At 38.0% G+C, this 20,725-nt stretch carries 11 protein-coding genes; 4 read left to right on the forward strand and 7 right to left on the reverse strand.

Features of this window, described 5'->3' with window-relative positions; translation table 11 throughout:
• The first annotated feature begins 50 nt into the window (after positions 1-50).
• Both L1S35_RS11410 and L1S35_RS11415 read left to right on the forward strand, forming a co-directional pair.
• Positions 51-1,421, forward strand: a complete 1,371-nt coding sequence (locus L1S35_RS11410; protein ID WP_236400781.1) for a M28 family peptidase — start codon at positions 51-53, stop codon at positions 1,419-1,421.
• 2 nt (positions 1,422-1,423) lie between these two features.
• Positions 1,424-1,774, forward strand: coding sequence for a DUF1801 domain-containing protein (locus L1S35_RS11415; RefSeq protein ID WP_236400783.1), 351 nt, complete (start codon positions 1,424-1,426; stop codon positions 1,772-1,774).
• A gap of 40 nt (positions 1,775-1,814) precedes the next feature.
• Here the strand turns inward: L1S35_RS11415 and L1S35_RS11420 are convergent, their stop codons facing one another.
• From L1S35_RS11420 to L1S35_RS11435, 4 genes are all read right to left on the reverse strand, one after another.
• Positions 1,815-11,504 carry a CUB domain-containing protein gene (locus L1S35_RS11420; RefSeq protein WP_236400784.1) on the reverse strand — a complete coding sequence of 3,230 codons (9,690 nt, stop codon included), beginning with the start codon at positions 11,502-11,504 and terminating at the stop codon, positions 1,815-1,817.
• A 36-nt stretch (positions 11,505-11,540) separates the two neighbouring features.
• Positions 11,541-12,401: a hypothetical protein gene (locus tag L1S35_RS11425; RefSeq protein ID WP_255700849.1), complete on the reverse strand. Its 861-nt coding sequence runs from the start codon at positions 12,399-12,401 to the stop codon at positions 11,541-11,543.
• Between the two features lie 13 nt (positions 12,402-12,414).
• Positions 12,415-13,233: a 3-deoxy-8-phosphooctulonate synthase gene (gene kdsA / locus L1S35_RS11430; RefSeq protein WP_236400786.1), complete on the reverse strand. Its 819-nt coding sequence runs from the start codon at positions 13,231-13,233 to the stop codon at positions 12,415-12,417.
• A gap of 71 nt (positions 13,234-13,304) precedes the next feature.
• Positions 13,305-13,760: a 2-dehydro-3-deoxyphosphooctonate aldolase gene (locus L1S35_RS11435; RefSeq protein ID WP_236400788.1), complete on the reverse strand. Its 456-nt coding sequence runs from the start codon at positions 13,758-13,760 to the stop codon at positions 13,305-13,307.
• 128 nt (positions 13,761-13,888) lie between these two features.
• On the opposite strand from L1S35_RS11435, the gene L1S35_RS11440 reads away from it, so the two are divergent.
• Positions 13,889-14,446: a YeeE/YedE family protein gene (locus L1S35_RS11440; protein WP_236400790.1), complete on the forward strand. Its 558-nt coding sequence runs from the start codon at positions 13,889-13,891 to the stop codon at positions 14,444-14,446.
• 3 nt (positions 14,447-14,449) lie between these two features.
• Positions 14,450-14,863, forward strand: a complete 414-nt coding sequence (locus tag L1S35_RS11445; protein WP_236400792.1) for a DUF6691 family protein — start codon at positions 14,450-14,452, stop codon at positions 14,861-14,863.
• Between the two features lie 103 nt (positions 14,864-14,966).
• Here the strand turns inward: L1S35_RS11445 and L1S35_RS11450 are convergent, their stop codons facing one another.
• The 3 genes from L1S35_RS11450 to L1S35_RS11460 form a co-directional block, all read right to left on the reverse strand.
• On the reverse strand, positions 14,967-15,644 hold the full coding sequence (locus tag L1S35_RS11450; protein WP_236400794.1) for a lysoplasmalogenase: 678 nt from the start codon (positions 15,642-15,644) through the stop codon (positions 14,967-14,969).
• Positions 15,634-16,908, reverse strand: coding sequence for a sterol desaturase family protein (locus L1S35_RS11455; RefSeq protein WP_236400796.1), 1,275 nt, complete (start codon positions 16,906-16,908; stop codon positions 15,634-15,636). The genes L1S35_RS11450 and L1S35_RS11455 overlap by 11 nt, the downstream gene beginning before the upstream one ends.
• A gap of 39 nt (positions 16,909-16,947) precedes the next feature.
• A partial coding sequence (locus tag L1S35_RS11460) for a T9SS type B sorting domain-containing protein (RefSeq protein WP_236400798.1) occupies positions 16,948-20,725 on the reverse strand: 3,778 nt, incomplete at its 5' end.

Here is a 20,725-nt window from a genome sequence, read left to right on the forward strand (position 1 = left end):
TTTTTCAGTGACCAAATGTTTTTTCAATTATTTTTGATAAAAAAATAACCATGAACAAAATTGCTTTTTCCGCTTTACTATTCACATCCATTATTTATTCGCAAAGCAACGACCAACAGATGCTCAAGAATATTTATGCTTTTACATTGACAAATTCAAAATGCTATTCCTGGTTGGATGATTTGTCAAATAAAATTGGTTCCCGAATGTCGGGCTCGGTTGGAGCTGAAAAAGCTGTGGCTTATGTAAAAGCACAACTCGAAACTTTGGGTTTAGATAAAGTCTATCTTCAGGAAGTAATGGTGCCAAAATGGGTGAGAGGCGAAAAAGAAACAGCGTTTATTTTGGATAATAAAGCCAAAGTAAGTATTCCGATTTGTGCACTTGGTGGTTCGGTAGCGACATCAAAAAATGGATTGACTGCCGAAGTTATAGAAGTACATAGTTTAAAAGAATTGGAAACTCTCGGAGCAGATAAAATAAAAGGCAAAATAGTTTTTTACAACCGACCATTTGAAGCTGCAAATATTGATGCTTTTAAATCGTATGGTGGATGTGTTGACCAAAGATATTCCGGAGCTGGAAAAGCTGCAAAAATGGGTGCTGTTGCAACCATTGTCCGTTCAATGGGTTTTAGATTGGATGATTTTCCGCATACCGGCGCACAAAGCTATGGTGATTTGCCAAAAGACCAATATATTCCAACGGCTGCGATTAGTACGAATGCAGCTGAATTATTGAGCAAAAAACTTAAAGAGAATAAGGGTTTAAAATTCTTTATGAAGCTTTCCTGCCAAACATTTGATGATGTGCTTTCGTATAATGTAATTGGTGAAATCACAGGTTCGGAACATCCGGAAAAAATTATGGTCGTTGGTGGACATCTTGATTCCTGGGATTTGGCTGATGGTTCGCATGATGATGGCGCGGGTGTTGTGCAGAGCATGGGAGTATTGGAGTTATTTAAAAAATTAAATTACAAGCCAAAGAATACAATTAGAGCTGTACTTTTTATGAATGAAGAGTTTGGTGGAAGAGGCGGAAGAAAATATGAAGAATTGTCAAAATTGAATAAAGAAAATCACATCTTTGCCCTCGAAAGCGATGCCGGTGGTTTTTCACCAAGAGGTTTTTCATTTGAATGTGATGGAGTTAATTTCGAAAAAGTAACTAACTGGAAATATTTATTTGAACCTTATTTAATACACAGTTTTACAATAGATCACACAGGTTCTGATATTGAACATCTTACTTCAGCAAAAATCGTTAAAGCAGGTTTGCGCCCCGATTCACAACGTTATTTTGATTATCATCATGCCGCGAATGATAAATTTGATGCTGTGAATAAACGGGAACTGGAACTTGGTACCGCAGCAATGGCTTCGTTAACGTATCTGTTCGATCAAAACGGAATTGATTAATTGTGAAACCCGCAGATTTATACATACTAAATCAACCCGAAAACTATAGGAATATTTTATTTCACATTATAGCCGTAGTTCAAAATACAATCCCGGAAACTACTTTAGAGTATAAATGGACAGTTCCTTATTTCTATTATAAAAAGAAACCGCTATGTTATTTGAATGCCAGTCATAAACATGGCTTTGTAGATGTTGGTTTTGCTAAAGGATTTCAATTAAAAAGTAATCTCGATTATTTGATTGCCGATAATGGAAGGAATACGGTTAAATCACTTCGCTATTTCTCTTTGGAACAAATAGACAATTCCATTTTAATTTCAGTTCTCGAAGAAGCCAAAACTTTATATTAAAAAAAAACGTCCCGATATACGGGACGTTTTTTTATTTAAATTAATATTCTCTGTTGATATAAATCCAACCCGTTTTCGCCGGTAGATTATCATTGAAATCAATAACATAGTAATAAGTTCCATCAGGTAACTCGTCACCTTTGTCAGATTGACCTTTCCATTCATTGGTATAGCCAGCTTTGCTATAGACTTTCATTCCGTATCTATTGAAAATACTCAGGTGTTTTACATTTAATTGGGTTAAATCAAAGAACTCGTTATCCCCATCATTATTTACAGAAATTCCTTTTTGGATACCACAGAAAATTCTATCCAAAGTAATCGGTTCCGATTTATAACATCCATCTGCATTGGTAACAGTCACAGAGAAAGTGATTGGCATTTCTTCGACTACTGTGGTTGAATTTAAATATTCAGTAACATTAAATGTACTTGAGTTATTGCCAACTGTCTGACCATTGCTGTTACTCCAAACAAAACTAGCTGTATTGAGATCGATAGTATTATTTAAACTGGTAACTTCTAAAATAAAATCGTTACCAACACAATTTCCGGATAGTTCAAAATCAAACGCACTTTGAACAGTTACTGAAAGACTTCCGTTATTGGCACATTGTCCGGCATCAGGAACAAATGTGTAAGTTCCCGAAGCTGTATTGTCAATAACCGCTGGTGTCCAGGTTCCTGTATATCCTTGTATAGATGTAGCAGGAAGTGCAGGAGCAGTTTCGCCAATACATAACGGAGCAACAGTATTAAATGTAGCAGTTACTTTTTGGTTAACTGTTACCGAAACAGTTCCGCTTGACGCACATTGTCCAGCAGTTGGAGTAAAGGTATACGTTCCCGATAATGTGTTACTTACCGTACTTGGTGACCAAGTTCCGGTAAATCCTTCTAAAGAAGTTGTAGGTAAAACAGGTGCTGTATCTCCATTACAAATTGCTGGTATTGCTGCAAACGTACTTGGTGTAGGTTGATTAACAGTTACCGAAACAGTTCCGCTTGACGCACATTGTCCGGCAGTTGGAGTAAAGGTATACGTTCCCGATTGTGTATTACTCACTACGCTTGGTGACCAAGTTCCTGTAAATCCTTCTAATGAAGTTGCAGGCAGGACAGGTGCTGTATCTCCATTACAAATAGCAGCTATAGCCGCAAATGTACTTGGAGTAGGTTGGTTAACAGTAATAGTTAAACTTCCGTTTGCCGCACATTGACCTGAATTTGGTGTAAATACATACGTTCCTGTTTGAGTGTTGTCTACAGTAGCTGGATTCCAAGTACCCGTAAATCCTTCTAATGAAGTTGATGGCAATGTTACAACATCTCCTCTACAAATTGTTATTGGAGTAAATGTTGCTGTAACAGTTGGATTTACAACTATAGTTCCATTTAAAGTGACAGTGTTGCAACCACCTACAGTACTTACAGAGTATGGGAATGTTCCTGATTGCGTTGGAGTTCCGCTTATAGTAAATACCCCGGTTCCAGAGTCAAAACTACCAGTTACTCCAGTTGGAAGTCCAGTCACAGTAACATCTGTAGTGTTTACTGATGTATAAGTTATAGCATTAATTGCAGTATTAATACAAACAGATTGAGTGTTATTCGCCGAAGTTAAATTCAACGTTACAGTAGGTAATAAAGATACCGTTCCTGATGCTGAAAGCGAGCTACATTCAACCGAAGTAATGCTTACGGCATCTATGAAATTACCAACAGTTGGATCTCCACCCGTACTTGACACAGACACAAATCGAATAGTATAATTATTTCCTGAAGTTGTAGGAATAGTATAATTTAAAGTACGATAAACCCATGCAGCATTAGAATCGTTAAAGTTTCCTAGACTTGTGTATGGACCACCAATTGGACCAATTTCAACTCCAACAACATCATTTCCTTGACGACCTCTATGAGCAAATGAAATTTGTAATTGAGCTCCGGGATATGTAGTGAAATCCTGGAAAATTGTATCCGTTGAATTTCCGTTCATTTCAATAAAATTACTTCCTTGATAAGCAAAAACACCTTCGAAACCTGCTGCTGGCCAAATTTCCATAATTCCATCCGGAGCAGTAGTATCCCAGCAAGGAACCGCAGCTTCATTAATCATGTTAGGGAAAGCACCGCTTGTTGTCGGACTTTCAAAACTGCCATTGCAGAAAGAAGTTCCGGTTGGTGTAATTACCACAGTATAAGTTCCGGCAACAGATGTGTTAAAGCTAGCCACATTACCTGGGTTTGTAAATCCAGCTGGAACTGTCCAAACATAATTGTAGCTGCCTGCCACTGCAGGTGTGGCGGTAATAGTTGCTGATTGACCGGAACAGATAGTTGAACTGTTAACAGTCACAACCGGAGGTGCCGGATTAACCAAAGTCACCACTTGAGTTGATGTTGCAGTACAATATGTAGTTGTTAGGCTGAAATTAGTATATGTTCCCGCATTCAATCCCGTCAATACAATTTGACCACTAGTGTCAGCTATTATAGTAATTGGGCCAACTACAACTGTATCATCTGTATATGTTACGGCATAAGATTGGTTTGGAACTAAATTACTAATAGTAATTGTTCCGTTATTACCATTACAATTCAAAGGATCAGTACTCGTAATTGGTACTATCGACTCAACAGTAAGTGTTATAACGTCAGTTGAAGCAAAAGTGCAACTGTTTACAGCATAATTAAAGTTAGCATAGACTCCAACTGTTAATCCACTCAAGAGGTACTGACCTGCGCTATTAGAGGTGATTGTTAATGGGCCAACAACAGCACTATTATGAGTATAAGTCATAGTGTAGGTTGTATCCGGAGCCAAATTATCAATAGTAATAGATCCATCATTTCCATTACAAATCGTAGGATTTGTTGAGGTGTAAGTTGGATTTTCCTGTAATGTATAAGTCGCTATAAAATTATTTCCGGCATTATTTATATGAATAGTATCATCACATTGTGTTGTAGAATTTACATCTCCGGTTATATCATAAAATACTTCCAATACATAATCACCTGCCGGGAAAGCTGTTAAATCTGCTGGTAATTCTACATCACTCAAAACTTCTTGCCATTTTTGATCACCGGGACTACAAGGTCCGCCACTAGGGAAGGAACCAGATGTACAGTCTTCAAAGAATGGTAAATTTAATACCGTAAACGTACCCGGAGTCCCTCCTTGTGGGTAAATTCTATAATTCAATCGAGCACTACAAACGTTTGCAGTAGCAGATTTGAATGTTTTTACCTCGCCACCTCTTAATTTGAATGTACCCGAGTTAGAAATGTAAGTTCCAAAATCAGTATCAGGGAAAACATTTTCAGCCGGACCAATTATTGAAGTTCCAGAACCAACAGTATTAAAGAAATTGTTATCCTCACAATTTGTTAACCAAACTGCACTGGCAAAACTTCCAAAAGAACAATCTTGTAAAACCGTTACCGTTAAAGTTACTATATCAGCACATTGACCGGTATTCGGAGTAAAGGTGTATGTTCCGGTTAGTGTATTGTCAACAACACTCGGCGACCAAGTTCCTGTTATGCCATTCAACGAAGTTGTAGGTAAGGTTGGTGCTGTGGTTCCTGTACAAATAGGTGCTGGAGATATGAATGTAGGAACTGTAGGTGTATTTATAGTAACCGTTCCGGAAGCGCTAGTACTAGTCGCTCCTGTAGTAGTGTCAGTAATAATAACACTATATACCCCCGCCACATTAGTTGTAAAGCTGGCAACATTTCCAGGATTTGTAGCTCCAGATGGAACTGTCCAAGTATAATTATAAGTTCCGGGAATATTTGGTGTGGCCGTTACTGTAGCCGGAGTTCCTTGGCATACAGTTGGACTATTGACAGTTACTTCTAAAGTAGCAAGAGGAACAGGACATGGTAAAAATACTTTTAAAGCATAAGCTAAATAGGCATGGGTTAGTCCACCTGTTGTTGCATAATTTAATGAAAAACTTGTAACTGGGGTTGTACTCATGAACCACGATCCATACTCAGCATTATTACCAGTCTCAGTCGTTGCAACAGCACCGGTTACAGTAGTAGTAAGGTTTGTTGATGTTGTTGAGGTAAAGGTAACTCCACCAAAATTAAATGTATCATTCCAAGAACCACCTAAATCAACATCGGACATACTGTACCTATCAATAATTACAGGAGTTGAAAATGTAAATGTCAAACTTCTCGATGGTGGATTTGTAGTTGGTCCAAAAGTGGAGAAAGTATTATTCCCTGTTACAACTAAATTCCCAGGAAAAGCAGCTGGGCTTGTAAGGGTTATCGCGTTTCCACCTCCGGTCTGTGTAACAGTAACTGTTCCACCAGGGAAGGTTCCGGTTACTGAGGCTGCACCATTTGCGGTATTCCAAACAACATACGCACCAGCCTGAGTTAGATAAGCTGCTGTCCAAACACTTGTTTCAGAACCTGAACATACACTTCTAACATAGTATTGATTACAACAATTAGGTGTTAAGCCAGTTACCGTATATGGATTTGAAGTAGTTGAAATCCAACCCGGAGTACTATTTGTTGGCGGAGGTGAACCGCAAGGTAAAATTAACACCTGCCATGAAGTCGCGCTTCCCGCTTCAATCCAACTTAATTGTGATGTTGTTGTAACTACAGTACTAGCAGATACTCCCAAAGGATTTGGACATGAAGCAGCAGGAGCACAAGTAATATTTGATGACCAACCTGTTTGAGTAACCGAGCCATTTGAAATAAACACAAAATATAAACATCCATTTGCTGCAGATGATGTAGCTGAAGGAGGCAAAGTTGTACCCGAATAAGTACCGATTAGAGGTGCTAAAGCACTATCACCATTGTAAATTCTTAAAATATCATTATTGAGTTCTGTATCAAAAGAAGTGAAAGTAACAGTAACTTTATCTGTTGGCGACGAAGGACAAATAAGTGTTCCTATGTTTGAATTATTCGCATAATTACCTAACGCTCCGGAATCTAAGAAATTACCACCACAACCAGGAGGTGCAATTTGAGTTGTTATAGTCACTGGAGTCGACCAATCACTAACGCCATCAGTACCACAATTTCCACGAACATATATGGTGTAACAAGTATTCGGGAATAAACCGGTAAGAACAAACGGATTAGTTGAAGCCGGAACCCAACCTGTAGTTGCTGCTGTTGGAACTGCAGAACCACATGGTAAAGCTAAAACTTCCCAAGAGGTGGCATTACCGACATTCGTCCAAGCAAGATTGACAGAGTTTGAAGATAGAGCCGAGGTTGTTAAAGTAGTTGGTTTACGACATAATGGTGCCGGAGCACAAGTTACGTTTGAAGTCCAACCAGCTCGGGTTCCACTTCCATCAGATGTAAACACAAAAGTTAAACACCCATTTGCAGCATTCGAAGTATAAGTTGGAGGAATAACAGTTCCTGAATAGGTACCTAATAAAGGAGCTGCAGTATTATCACCATCGTATATTCTTAATTGATCAAAACCAGTTTCAAGGTTAAATGAAGTAAATTCAACTGTTACTAAATCGCCGGGGCTTGTTGGGCAAATAGTTGTAGTGATGTTAGCATTATTGTTATAGTTCCCGGTTGGTCCGCCAGTATCAACAAAGTTTCCGCCACAAACCGGAGGTAAAGCTTGAGTAGTGAAAGTAGTTGCAGTCGACCAGGCACTGCTGTCAGAAGCCGAACAAACAGCTCTAACATAAACATCATAACACGTTAAAGGTGTTAATCCGGTTAAAGTGAACGGATTTGTAGAAACACTAACATATCCTGTTGAAGCAGCAGTTGGAGCAACTGAACCACAAGGTAAAGCCAGAACTTCCCATGCTGTAGCAATAGTTGTATCCGGATTTGCGGGTTGTGTCCAACCAATGACAGCTGAATTTGAGAGAACTGTTGTATTTGTTAAAGTTATAGGTTTACTACAAGTTGGTGCAGGTCCACAAGTTATATTTGCTGCCCAACCTGTTTGGACAACACTACCGTCAGAGACAAATACAAAAGTCAAGCAGCCACCCGGAGAGGATGAAGTATAAGTTGGAGGCAAAGCAGTACCAGTGTAGGTTCCCAATAAAGGGGCTGCTGTGCTACTTCCATCATAAATTCTAAGGCTGTCACAACAACTTTCCATCGAAAATGAAGTAAATTGAACAGTTACTAAATCGCCTGAATTTGTTGGGCAAATAGTCGTTGTTGTATTTTCATTATTCGAATAGTTTCCGGCAGGTCCACCACTATCAACAAAGTTTCCACCACAAACCGGAGGTAAAGCCTGCGTAGTGAAAGTAGTTGCAGTAGACCAAGCACTGCTATCTGATGCCGAACAAACCGCTCTAACATAAACATCATAACAGGTTAAAGGTGTTAATCCGGTTAAAGTAAAAGGATTTGTAGAAGCACTAACATATCCGGTTGAAGCAGCTGTCGGAGCAACTGAACCACAAGGTAAAGCCAGAATTTGCCATGCTGTAGCTACTGATGTGTCAGGGTTTGCGGGTTGTGTCCAACCTATAACAGCTGAAGTAGAAAGAACCGATGTATTTGTTAACGTTGTTGGTCTACTACAAGTTGGTGCAGGCCCACAAGTTATATTTGCTGCCCAACCTGTTTGTACAACACTACTATCAGAAGTAAACACAAAAGTCAAACAGCCACCCGGAGAGGATGAAGTATAAGTTGGAGGCAAAGCTGTGCCGGTGTATGTTCCTAATAAAGTTCCGGCAGTACTACTACCATCATAAATCATAAGTCTATCACAACAGCTTTCCATCGAGAATGAAGTAAACTGAACAGTTACTAAATCGCCTGAATTTGTTGGGCAAATGGTCGTTGTTGTATTTTCATTATTCGAATAGTTTCCGGCAGGTCCACCACTATCAACAAAGTTTCCACCACAAACCGGAGGTAAAGCTTGTGTAGTGAAAGCAGTTGCCGTAGACCAAGCACTGCTGTCTGAAGCTGAACATACTGCTCTAATATAAACATTATAGCAAGTTAAAGGTGTTAATCCAGTCAAAGTAAATGGATTGGTTGAAGCCGGAACCCAACCTGTAGTTGCCGCTGTTGGAGCTGCTGAGCCACAAGGCAAAGCCAAGACTTGCCAAGCTGTAGCTATCGATGTGTCAGGGTTTGCGGGTTGTGTCCAACCAATAACAGCTGAAGTAGAAAGAACCGAGGTATTTGTAATACTTACAGGCTTACTGCAAGTTGGTGCAGGTGCACAGGTAATATTTGCAATCCAACCTGATTGCACAACACTACTATCAGATACAAAGACAAAAGTCAAACAGCCATTCGCTGCACTTGAAGTAAAAGCAGGAGGTAAAGTGGTACCTGTATAGGTTCCTAATAAAGTTCCGGCAGTACTGTTCCCATCATAAATTCTAAGACTATCACAACAACTTTCCATCGAAAATGAAGTAAAGGTAACTGTCACTAAATCACCTGAAGTTGTTGGACAAATAGTGGTTGTTATATTTTGATTATTACCATAGTTTCCTGTTGTACCACCGCTATCAACAAAGTTTCCGCCACAAACCGGTGGTGCAGCTTGTGTTGTAAAAGAGGTTGCAGCTGACCAAACACTGCTGTCTGAAGCTGAACATACCGCTCTAACATATACATCATAACAAACTGTAGGTGACAATCCAGTCAAAGTGAAAGGATTGGTTGAAGCAGTAACCCAACCTGTTGAAGCAGCTGTTGGAGCTGCTGAACCACAAGGTAAAGCCAAGACTTGCCAAGCTGTAGCTACTGATGTGTCAGGATTTACAGGTTGTGTCCAACCTATAACTGCTGATGTCGAAAGAACAGATGTATTTGTTATGGTTGTAGGTTTTCTACAAGTTGGTGCCGGAGCACAAGTTACATTTGCTGTCCAACCTGATTGTACGACACTACTATCAGATACAAATACAAAAGTCAAACAACCGTTTGCAGCACTCGAAGTAAAAGCAGGAGGTAAAGTGGTACCTGTATAGGTTCCTAACAAAGTTCCGGCTGTACTGTTTCCGTCATAAATTCTAAGACTATCACAACAACTTTCCATCGAAAATGAAGTAAAGGTAACTGTCACTAAATCACCCGAAGTTGTTGGGCAAATGGTGGTTGTCACATTTTCATTATCCGAATAGCTTCCGGTTGTACCACCGCTATCAACAAAGTTTCCGCCACAAACCGGTGGTGCAGCCTGTGTTGTAAATGAAGTAGCAGTTCTAGACCAGGCACTACTATCAGAGGCTGAACAAACCGCTCTGACATAAATGTCATAACAAGTTAAAGGTGTCAATCCGGTTAAAGTAAATGGGTTTGAAGTTGCACTAACATATCCGGTTGAACCTGCAGTTGGAGCTGCTGAACCACAAGGTAAAGCCAAGATTTCCCATGCTGTAGCTATCGATGTATCAGGATTTGCAGGTTGTGTCCATCCTATGGAAGCAGTAGTTGAAAGAACAGCTGTGTTGGTTACAGTATTTGGAATACTACATGTTGGAGCCGGTGCACAAGAAACATTACTTGCCCATCCACCAGCTGTAGTTGTACCATTAGAAGTAAACACAAATGTTAAACATCCGGAAGAGGCTGAAGATGTAAATGCCGGTGGTAATGTAGTACCTGATAAAGTAGCTAACAATGGTGCAGAAGCATTATTACCGTCATATACTCTTAAAAAGTCAATACCGTTTTGGGTGTTAAATGAAGTAAAAGTAACCGTTACCTGGTCGCCCGGATTAGTTGGGCATATCGTAGTGGTAATGTTTTCATTATTAGCATAATTGCCACCGACACCACCTGAATCTACAAAGTTTCCACCACAAATTGGCGGAGCTGTTCCAGTGATAAAGTTGGCTGAAGCTGTAGACCATGTGCTCGAAAATCCAGAGGTACATATTGCTCTGACATAATATTTGTATGCCGTATTAGGAAGTAAACCTGTTACAACAAATGGTAATGTACTAGTGGTATGAGTTGGAGTTCCTGTCGGAGTTCCTGATGCAAGCACAACTTCTATTTCCCAAGTAGTACCTACACCATTAGGGTTTATCCAGTTTAGGGTTGCACCATTTACTGTTATTGCAGAAAAAGTTAATCCTGTTGCCGGTAAACATCTCGCATTTACGCCAACACTATCTATTAACCATCGGTCTCCATCTATTGATGTAGTTGGTTGTGTAAATACTTTTACAAAAGCAATATAAACGAATTGACCTGCAAAAGCTGACAAATCAACTGTTTTTTCAGTATAGATATTAAAATTTGATGTAGGTGTAATTAATTCATCTTCTGACCACTGTTGTACTAATACATAATCATTAGGATTAGTTTGCGTTCCGCTAAGAGGAGCTACTTTTACCTGATAAATGGTACCTTGATTTCCACTGGTAAACATTCTTGTGAAAAAATGTAATTCACCATTGGTTGGAACTTCTATTGGTGGAGTTGCCAAATAATTTTCAGAAGTATTGCCCTGACCAATATTATCTCTATTAATATAAGCAGCATTAGCTCCTTGATATACAGTTACCGGATCCGTGATAGCCGAATTGATTCCCCATCTTTGCGTACCAATACCGTTATCAAAAACAGCCCAGTTTCCTGAATCTAATGTCCAGTTAGTTGACGAAATATCAGGACCCGTTGTGTTTTCAAATCCCTCTGAGAACTGTGAATAGGCGTTGATTGAAAATAATAATAGGGCTAAAATTGAGAAACTAATTTTTTTCATAATAGTTGGTTTTTGGTCAAGGATTTGATAAAAAAATTATATTGTAAATATTCCGCCGAAGGCAATTATCCTTTGTAAAAATAAAAAATGCTGTGAGGCACTATCTGCCGAATCTTTTGTTGTTCGAATGTCATTCATATTAATGTAACCGCCCTTCATTTCGGCTTGAATGAAAAAGTATTTAAAGAAGGTCAGGTTTAGACCAACTTTCGCCGAAATACCAAATCCCGAGACATGAAAATCATCGTGTCGTTCTTTACCAAGCAGGGTAGCGTTGGTTTTTGGATACAATATTCCTGTTCCGATACCTTCGGTAATATTCAATTGAAATTTATCAGTATTTCTTATGTTGAAAATCTTTGAAATATCATCCACACGTGAAAACTCAGTATTAATATAATTCAAACCATCAGTATGCTCGAAAATTAAAAAAGTTCCATCTGTCAAATCAATTGTATTATTATTTCCGGATGGCAAATAAACTCCGGCATGATCCGGATAGGAATCTCCAACAACACCGCCAACTTCAACATTTTGATTTTGAATCATAACATATTTCATATGATCAAATCCAATAGAAATATTATAATGGTCATTGATGAAATAACCAATTCTAAAATTGGTTTGAGGAATTGTCATTCGGGACGGATTTATATAATCGATGCTCCAGCCTTTTGGTTTGTCACTTGCCCGAACATCATATAGCGTAAAATCATAATCAGGTCCTTTGAAGTGTATGTCTGATTTTGAAAAGCTTTCGCGATTTCCACCCCAAAAGATAAACATTTTTCCTTTGTTGTGTGCGGTATATTTAACTGGGTTAACTGCTTTTTCCTGAGCAGAAACAACAAGAGTTAAGGCAAAAAAAGTTATGTATGAAAATAATGTTTTTTTCAAAATGTGTACTAAATTAAAATTGATTGATTGTTTTTCTGATGGCTACCAAACGTGTCATCAAGCCTTCGAAATAGTCTAAATGTAGCATATTAGCACCATCACTTTTGGCATTTGCCGGGTCAAAATGGGTTTCGATAAAAATTCCGTCAACGCCAACTGCAATTCCTGCTTTGGCAATGGTTTCAATCATATCAGGTCTTCCGCCGGTTACACCGGCAGTTTGATTTGGTTGCTGTAACGAATGGGTAACATCCAAAACGGTTGTGGCGTACTGTTGCATAGTTGGAATTCCACGGAAGTCAACTATCATATCCTGATAGCCAAACATACTTCCTCTATCGGTAACCATTACATTTTGATTGTTGCAGTCCAATACTTTTTGAACCGCATGTTTCATGCTTTCCGGACTCATGAATTGTCCTTTCTTTAGATTGACCGTTTTTCCGGTATTGGCTGCAGCTACTACTAAATCGGTTTGACGAACCAGAAATGCCGGAATTTGCAACACATCAACGTATTGCGCAGCTTTATCGGCATCTTCGTTAGTATGAATATCTGTAACGGTTGGTATATGAAAAGTTTCGGCAACTTTGCGAAGTATTTTTAAGGCTTTTTCATCACCAATTCCAGAGAAACTATCAATTCTGGAGCGATTTGCTTTTTTAAACGAACCTTTGAAAACGTATGGAATTTGTAATTTGTCTGTAATTGTAACTAGTTTTTCGGCTATTTTCATAGCCATTTCTTCGCCTTCGATAGCACATGGACCGGCAAGCACGAAGAAATTTCCACTATCAAGGTTCTTGATTTGTGGAATGGAATTTAGATTCATAAAGTGTTTTGTTTTTTTGAAGACGCTAATATAAGGATTTTTTGAATATTCCTTACAGTAAATATGTTAAGTTATTTTTTGATAGTAAGACCGACAGGAACAAGCAAATATCCTTTCTCATAAATGTTTAGGTATAATTTTACCGGCTCGGTTTGTCCTTCCCATTTTAACTCATACAAATCAAGAAAACCTGCACCGATTTCGGTTCTTTTGGTCGGAAAAGGACAGCAGCTTTCCACTTTAGAAAATGTTATTTTTTCACCTTTTGGCCCGGCTAAAGCATTTAGAAAACGTTCAGCGTTTAGATTTTCGTCTTTGGTATTTTTGTAAAAAACATTGATTGGATAATCAGCGTCATAACCATATTTTTTGTCTTTACTGTATTCAGTTAAAACAAAAGTGTTGTTTGCTGATAGTGTTGGAATAGGAGCATTGTCATCTACATTTTTTAAAGTAGACTTTGTACTAATACAGGATGAGGTTGTTATTGCAATAACAAATGCAATTAAAAAGGCTTTGATTTTCATGATAAATAGTTTTTGTTTTCCTTTTACAATTATCGTGCAAAAAAAAAGCAAATCAAAAATAGGGAATTATAGCAATAGTTTATCGACCAAGTTCAAATGAATTTCTATTTTTGTATAAAATATATTGTATGGAAATTTTAACTCAAACTTGGCATTGGTCGGTTGCAGGTTTTCTGATAGCTATCGTAATGCTGCTGCTTAATTATTTTGGAAAAGTATTCGGAATGTCGTCCAACTTACGCTCGTTATGTGCCATGACAGGAGTTGGAAAGAAAGTTCCTTTTTTTGATTGGGATTGGAAGTCGCAACGCTGGAATTTAGCTGTTGTTGCCGGCGCGATGATTGGCGGTTATGTGGCAGTTCATTTTATGAATGATGCTTCTAATGTCGATATCAATCCAAAAACTATTGAGCAATTATCCGCTATGGGAATTGATGCGCCAAACGGGAAATTATTGCCGGATACACTATTTGGAAATCAAATATTTGAATCTCCAAAAATGATTATTATGCTACTCGTTGGTGGATTGTTAATTGGTTTTGGTTCCCGTTATGCCGGTGGTTGTACTTCGGGTCATGCCATTGCCGGAATGAGTAATTTGCAATTACCTTCACTAAAAGCAGTTATTGGTTTTTTTGTTGGCGGTTTGATTATGTCGCATTATATTTTACCCTTACTTTTTTAAGCTATGAATCTACTAAAATATTTACTCGTTGGATTTTTCTTTGGTATCGTTTTAACCAAAGCAGAAGCCGTTTCCTGGTACCGAATTTATGAAATGTTTCAGTTTCAGTCGTTTCATATGTATGGCATAATTATGACTGCAATTGTTACCGGAGTTATTGGTATTCAAATCATAAAAAGAAATAAACTAAAAGACATTGATGGTAATCTGCTAACCATACAGGACAAAGAAAAAGGAAACGCACGTTATTGGATTGGGGGTGTTCTTTTTGGATTAGGCTGGGCAATGGTTGGCGCGTGTCCCGGGCCAATTTTTATACTACTCGGCGCTGGTTTTATGAGTATCGGATTGATATTAATCGGAGCTGTTTTTGGTACTTTTCTTTATGGAGTTTTAAAAGATAAGCTGCCACATTAACTTCCTGAGTTTAGCAAAACGAAATAAATAGCCCCGATAGCAGCGGCACGAAGTATAGCGGATAGCGGGACTGCACAACCTAAAGATGCTAAATGTTGTGCTCCTAATTCTTTTTTTGATTCAATTTCAAAATGCCGAAAGTAATGCTGAACTGTGCTATCAGATAGGTTATCATTATCGAAAAGGATGCAGCAGCAACTGGCGAATGAAACTTATCGATAGCTAAAATGCTATCCGAAATCACAAAAAAAACAGCGCCAATCAGTACCACATATTTTGAATTTCCCTGCCAGTCAAAAGTTCCTTTTAAAGCTGTTTTTAGCATAATTGTAATAGTTAATGCATATCCGGTTACGGGAAATTTTAAATCGCCTAAAGTTGGAATTAAAAGCGAAAGTATGCTAATCAAATAAATGGTAGCACAAACAAAACCAACCCAAAACAAAGGTTTTTTGAAGCTGATGCTTACCATTGTTTGTTGTGTGAATAATACAATAAATAAGATGTGAGTAAGCAGGAAAGCCACCAAGCCGAGGATAAAATACAATTCGCCTTTATTGGCAAACATCAAAATACAGTCGCCAATCCAGGAAAAAAATAAAGCCAACAGCAGCCATTTTTTGGTATCAAATGGTTCGCTTGTTACCACAGCATAAAACAAAAACGGCATCAAAAAGGGTTTTAAATACCAGGTTAAAGTATCGTTTCCGGTGAGTAAAAGTATTGAATAGCATATTCCAAAAACCACAAAAATCTGAAGCAATCGTTGGCTAGTTATCATAAGAAAGTTTGTTTGGAGTATTCTTGAATTCCACAAAAACAAAATAGGAACTCATCAATAATGATAAAGTGAAATAGGAGATTAGCACCACATTTGAATAGGATAAAAACGTTGACATGCCAAACCAATCGCCATAGCAATAAAGAATTCCCATTGAAAAAATAAATCGCAATCCTTCCCAGAAAATGGAGAATTTACGTGTGTCCATCAGTTCAGTATAGCTATAAACTGTTAGGAAAATAAACAATCCATAGACAAAAATATTGGGCAAACCGATTGTTCCAATGTTTCCGAAAAGATAGCTTATCAATCCCAAAGTGGTGAACAATTGTACCAAGGACCAATACATCAAAAGTTGTGAATGCTGCTTGCCGTATTTATCAAAACGATAGACATCTGTAATTTTATCAACCGGATATTTTTCATCAAAATCTTTTGGTCGCCAGCCTGTTGGTTTAAACCAAATGGTGAGTTTGTCTTTCCAGTTTTCGGCATGATAAGCATCTTTAATCAAAAGCCACAAATGCTGAAAATTTATTTTGATTGGATTCCATGTATGCGCCGGTCGTGTGATTCCAAATACAGGCGGAACCGCATCTAGTTCTTCTTGAAAAGTACCAAACCATTTGTCCCAAAAGATGAATATCTGACCGTGATTTTTATCCATATATTCCGGATTGATGGCATGATGTACTCTGTGATGTGAAGGCGTAACCATGAATTTTTCCAGAAAACCAAGTTTTTCAATATAACGCGTGTGATACCAAAATTGTAAAAACAAATGTATCGGCAACAAAATGGCAATTACAGTTGATGGCACTCCAAAAATCGCTGCAGGCAACAACAGGAAAGTAAACAGATTGACAAAACTCGAAATCGGCTGACGCAATGCACAAGCCAAATTGAATTCTTCACTGCTGTGATGAATGGCGTGTTTGTTCCAGAAGAAGTTAATTTGATGTGCCCATCGATGGCTCCAATAACCATAAAAATCAATCACAAAAAAAGCAATTATATATGTCAGAATCGTAGCTTCGATATGAATGATTGCTAAATTTGAAACCATCCATTCATATGAAATAATCGCAATACTCAAGCCCAAAGTATCCTTGACGGCATTGGTCATTCCGGAACTGATACTTGAAATGCTGTCCATCATTGGTGCATGATCGACACCTTTAAAATAGCCGTATACTTTTTCGATTACGATTAGCAAAAGAAAGAATGGCATAGCAATCAATAAGATTTTCCCGTATTGTTCCATAAGGTTGAATTTGTCGTCCAAATATAACAAATTCCGCTATTATCTTTTTAGTGTGAAATGCGATTTAAATTCTTTCCATCTGGTCTTGGTCTGGTCTAAGTATTCTACTTTAAACCAGTAATCATCAGCTGGAAGCATGTGTCCGTTATAAGTTCCGTCCCAGCCATTTCCGGTTGTACTTAATTGTTTCAACAGTTTACCATAGCGGTCAAAAATATAAAGTCGGGCAAAAGGTTGGTCTTCCAATCCAATAACATTCCATGTATCGTGAATACCATCGCCATTTGGAGTAAAATAATGAGGATAATCGATTATCTGAACACCACTAATAACTATTTCACCACAACTGGTGTTTCCTTTCACATCACGAATTGTAATGGTGTGTTCACCCAATGACGCATGCTGAAAAATGTTACTGCTTTGGAATGGACCATCATCCAAACTATATTCATAAACACCAAATCCAACCACATTAACGGTTATAATTTGATTGTCACTAAAATCATTGCTAATGGAAAACGGAGGTTCAGCAAATTGCGCCGGACCAGATTGAATTACGGTAAACGTATTCGAAACATCGGATACACAAGCCAAAGAACTTGTACTTGTAGCTACGACTGTATAATCTCCGGGAGCAACTGTATTAACCGTATAAGTTGAATTGATTGCACCCGGAATTACGGTTCCGTTTAATGACCAGGCAAAGGTATAATTTGGGCTTCTAATTCCGCTATCTAATGTTAAGCCGCTTAACAATACATTGGTGGTATAATCAACACAAATGTTGTTAGTTGGTGAAGAAATAATTGGTACAGCCAATGGTTCAACAGTTATATTTAAAGGTGCTAATTGATAGCAACCGGTTATATCATCTTCAACCCGAATCCAAACCGTATGGGTATAGGCCTGATAATTAGTTAAATTAGGAATGGCATTTGTTGCGTTTATAGCATCGGTTTGCGTATTATAAAAAGTGGTATTAACATCCGTTTGAGTGCCAATAATTCCATTGATATACGCACTCAAATCTAACGAAAAGAAACCATCATTTGTTCCGTCAACATCACAAGTCTCAAAAGCAGCTGGCACGGTTGCAGTTGGTTTTGGATTAACGACAAGTGTAAATTGTCCTGTATTGAAACACCCTGTCGTATTGTTTACTACTCTGACAAAAATAATCTGCGGATTAGTGGTATTGATAAAATTGGTTGTATTCGGAATTGTATTCGTTCCTGCCTGTGCATCGGAAGCTGTTGTATAATATGTAATGGTGAAATCGGCAGGCAATTGTGTGCTTCCTAGCAAACTTACAGTAGTCGAAGTCAAATTAAATGGGGCTTGTCCATCGGTATTATCATCACAATTTTGAATCGTCAAAGGCTGAACGATTGTTGGCAACGGATTTACGGTAAGTGGTTGTTCGACTACAACAAAGCAATGATTTCCAAGATAATCAATATGGTTGTTTTCGACTCTAATCCATACATTAGTTCCAACCAAAGCGGCTGTTGGATTTAATATTTCATAGGTATTAGCGAAAGCATCAGCCTCTGTCGGGTAATAATGTAACGTAAGTGTAGGGTCGCCATTTATTATGATGGAAGCGTTTAAGGTTAAGTTAAAAGTTTCCAGCATATCTCCGGTATTGTTTATATCACACTGTGGAGGCAATGGATTGATTCCGGTTGTTCTTGGTGTTGGAATTGGCAATACTCTGATGTCTAAAGTAGTGTAACTTCTACAGCCTTGAGCATTGGTAACCATAACACCTAATGTCTGAACAGCAGGCGATATGTTAGTATATGATGTTGGATTTGGAATAGCAACACTCGAAGCAGTAACCGGATAACTTGGATAATAGGTTACGGTCGTATTTGGTAATCCGCCGGTAATTTCATTGTTTTTAACGGTTAAATCAAATTCAGTATATTGATTATTTGGATTAGTATCATCATCACAAATGCTTAATGGTGCTGGTGTTGTTAAGGCCATAGGAGGATTAATCAATAACTCGAAAGAACCAATTGAATAGCATTTTGAATTATTATTTTCAACTCGAACCCAAATGATTTCGTGATTGTCTCCAATATAATGAGTCGACTGGATTATTGGCGCTGTGCCATCAATAGCATCATTTTGAGAAATATAATAAGTAACTGTATAACTTGATGCCGGTAATGGCTGAATAGCTAAAACGGCAGCATCATTTTGTGTTAAATCAAATATCATGGACAGATTTTGCGGATTACTATCTTCATCACATTGAATTAGATCCGGAACTGTAAATGGAGTTATTGGTTGTGGATTTACATTTAACTCGATTGGGATAATACTTCTGCATCCATTCACATTATCAACAGCCGCAGCATAAATAAACTGAACAAATGGAGTTATATTGTCATAAGGATTAGTCAACGGATTGTTACCTAATTCTGCATCTATGATGGTTTCGTGATAGGTGATGGTATAATTCGTACCTTGGAGTATGTCAGCAGTCAATGTATTCAAATCAAAAGTTGCAAATCCGTCTTGATTATCATCGCAAATTGTATAAGGTTCGCTTTGAGGAATTGGTGATGGTAATGGTTCAACCCGAATATCTATTGTTGATAAAACAAAACAACCTGTGATTGAATTTTCTACTCTAATCCATAATGTTTGTACATAAGGAGAAGCATTAGTATATAAAAGCGGTAACGGATTTATATCGGACAAAGCATCAGCCTGACTGAAATGGAAGGTTACAGTCATTCCGGTTTGCCCGATTAATATGTCTGTTATTTTTGAACCCAAATCAAATTCTTCATAAGCTAAAGGACCATGGTTATCACATAAAGTATATGGCGGATAATTTGGTTGAGTAGCCAAAGGCAAAGGATCAACAAACAATTGTAATGTTACAATGTCAAAACAACCAGTTGTGTTATTGGTAACTCTGATCCAAATAGTTTGTGTATTTATGGTTTGATTTACAAAATTAGTAGGATTGCCAATCGGAATTGCTCCCAACTGTGCACTAGTCAAACTGGTGTAATAGCCAATGGTATGAGTCGCTTGGTTTATTGAACCAAATATTTGTGAAGCTGCTGTAGTTAAATCGAAACTAGCAAACCCATCATTATTAGTATCACAAACATGATAATCATTAGGTTCGTTAGCTTCCGGAGTTGGGTTTACGATTAAATCTAAAGTTAATATTTTATAACAGCTTGATGATTCTATAGATTCTATACGGATATAAATTGTTTGAATGTCTATGTGAATATTGAAATAATTGGAAGGATTTGGAATAGTAGTTCCGTTAATTTCAGCATCGGTTATAGTTTCGTGAAAACTTACCGGATATGGAGCTCCTCCTGTGACGATTGGAATCACTTGTGTCAAATCAAAAACACCAAAACCATCATTATTTGGATCACAATAGTATAGTGGATTTATAGAATTTATCAGCGGTACGGAATATACTGTTACTGTTAATGTATTTGTTGATGCACATTGTCCTGTAGCCGGTGAAAATGTATAAGTAGTTGTCGCTATATTATTTAAAGTTGGTGACCAAATCCCTATAATACCATTGTTAGAAATAGTCGGTAAAGGGTTAAGGGTTTCCCCTGAACAAATTGAAGCTACTGCTGTGAATGTTGGTATTATAGAAGGATTAATAGTAACTGAAGTTGTAGCTGTAACGGCAGCACATCCACCACCAGCCGCAATGGTATAAGTAACATTATAAGTTCCTGCAGTAGAAGTGGAAGGCGTAATGGCTCCGGTAGCCGGATTAATCGACAGTCCTGCAGTTGAGGAATACACTCCACCG

Source organism: Flavobacterium anseongense, assembly GCF_021608185.1.
GTDB lineage: Bacteria > Bacteroidota > Bacteroidia > Flavobacteriales > Flavobacteriaceae > Flavobacterium > Flavobacterium anseongense.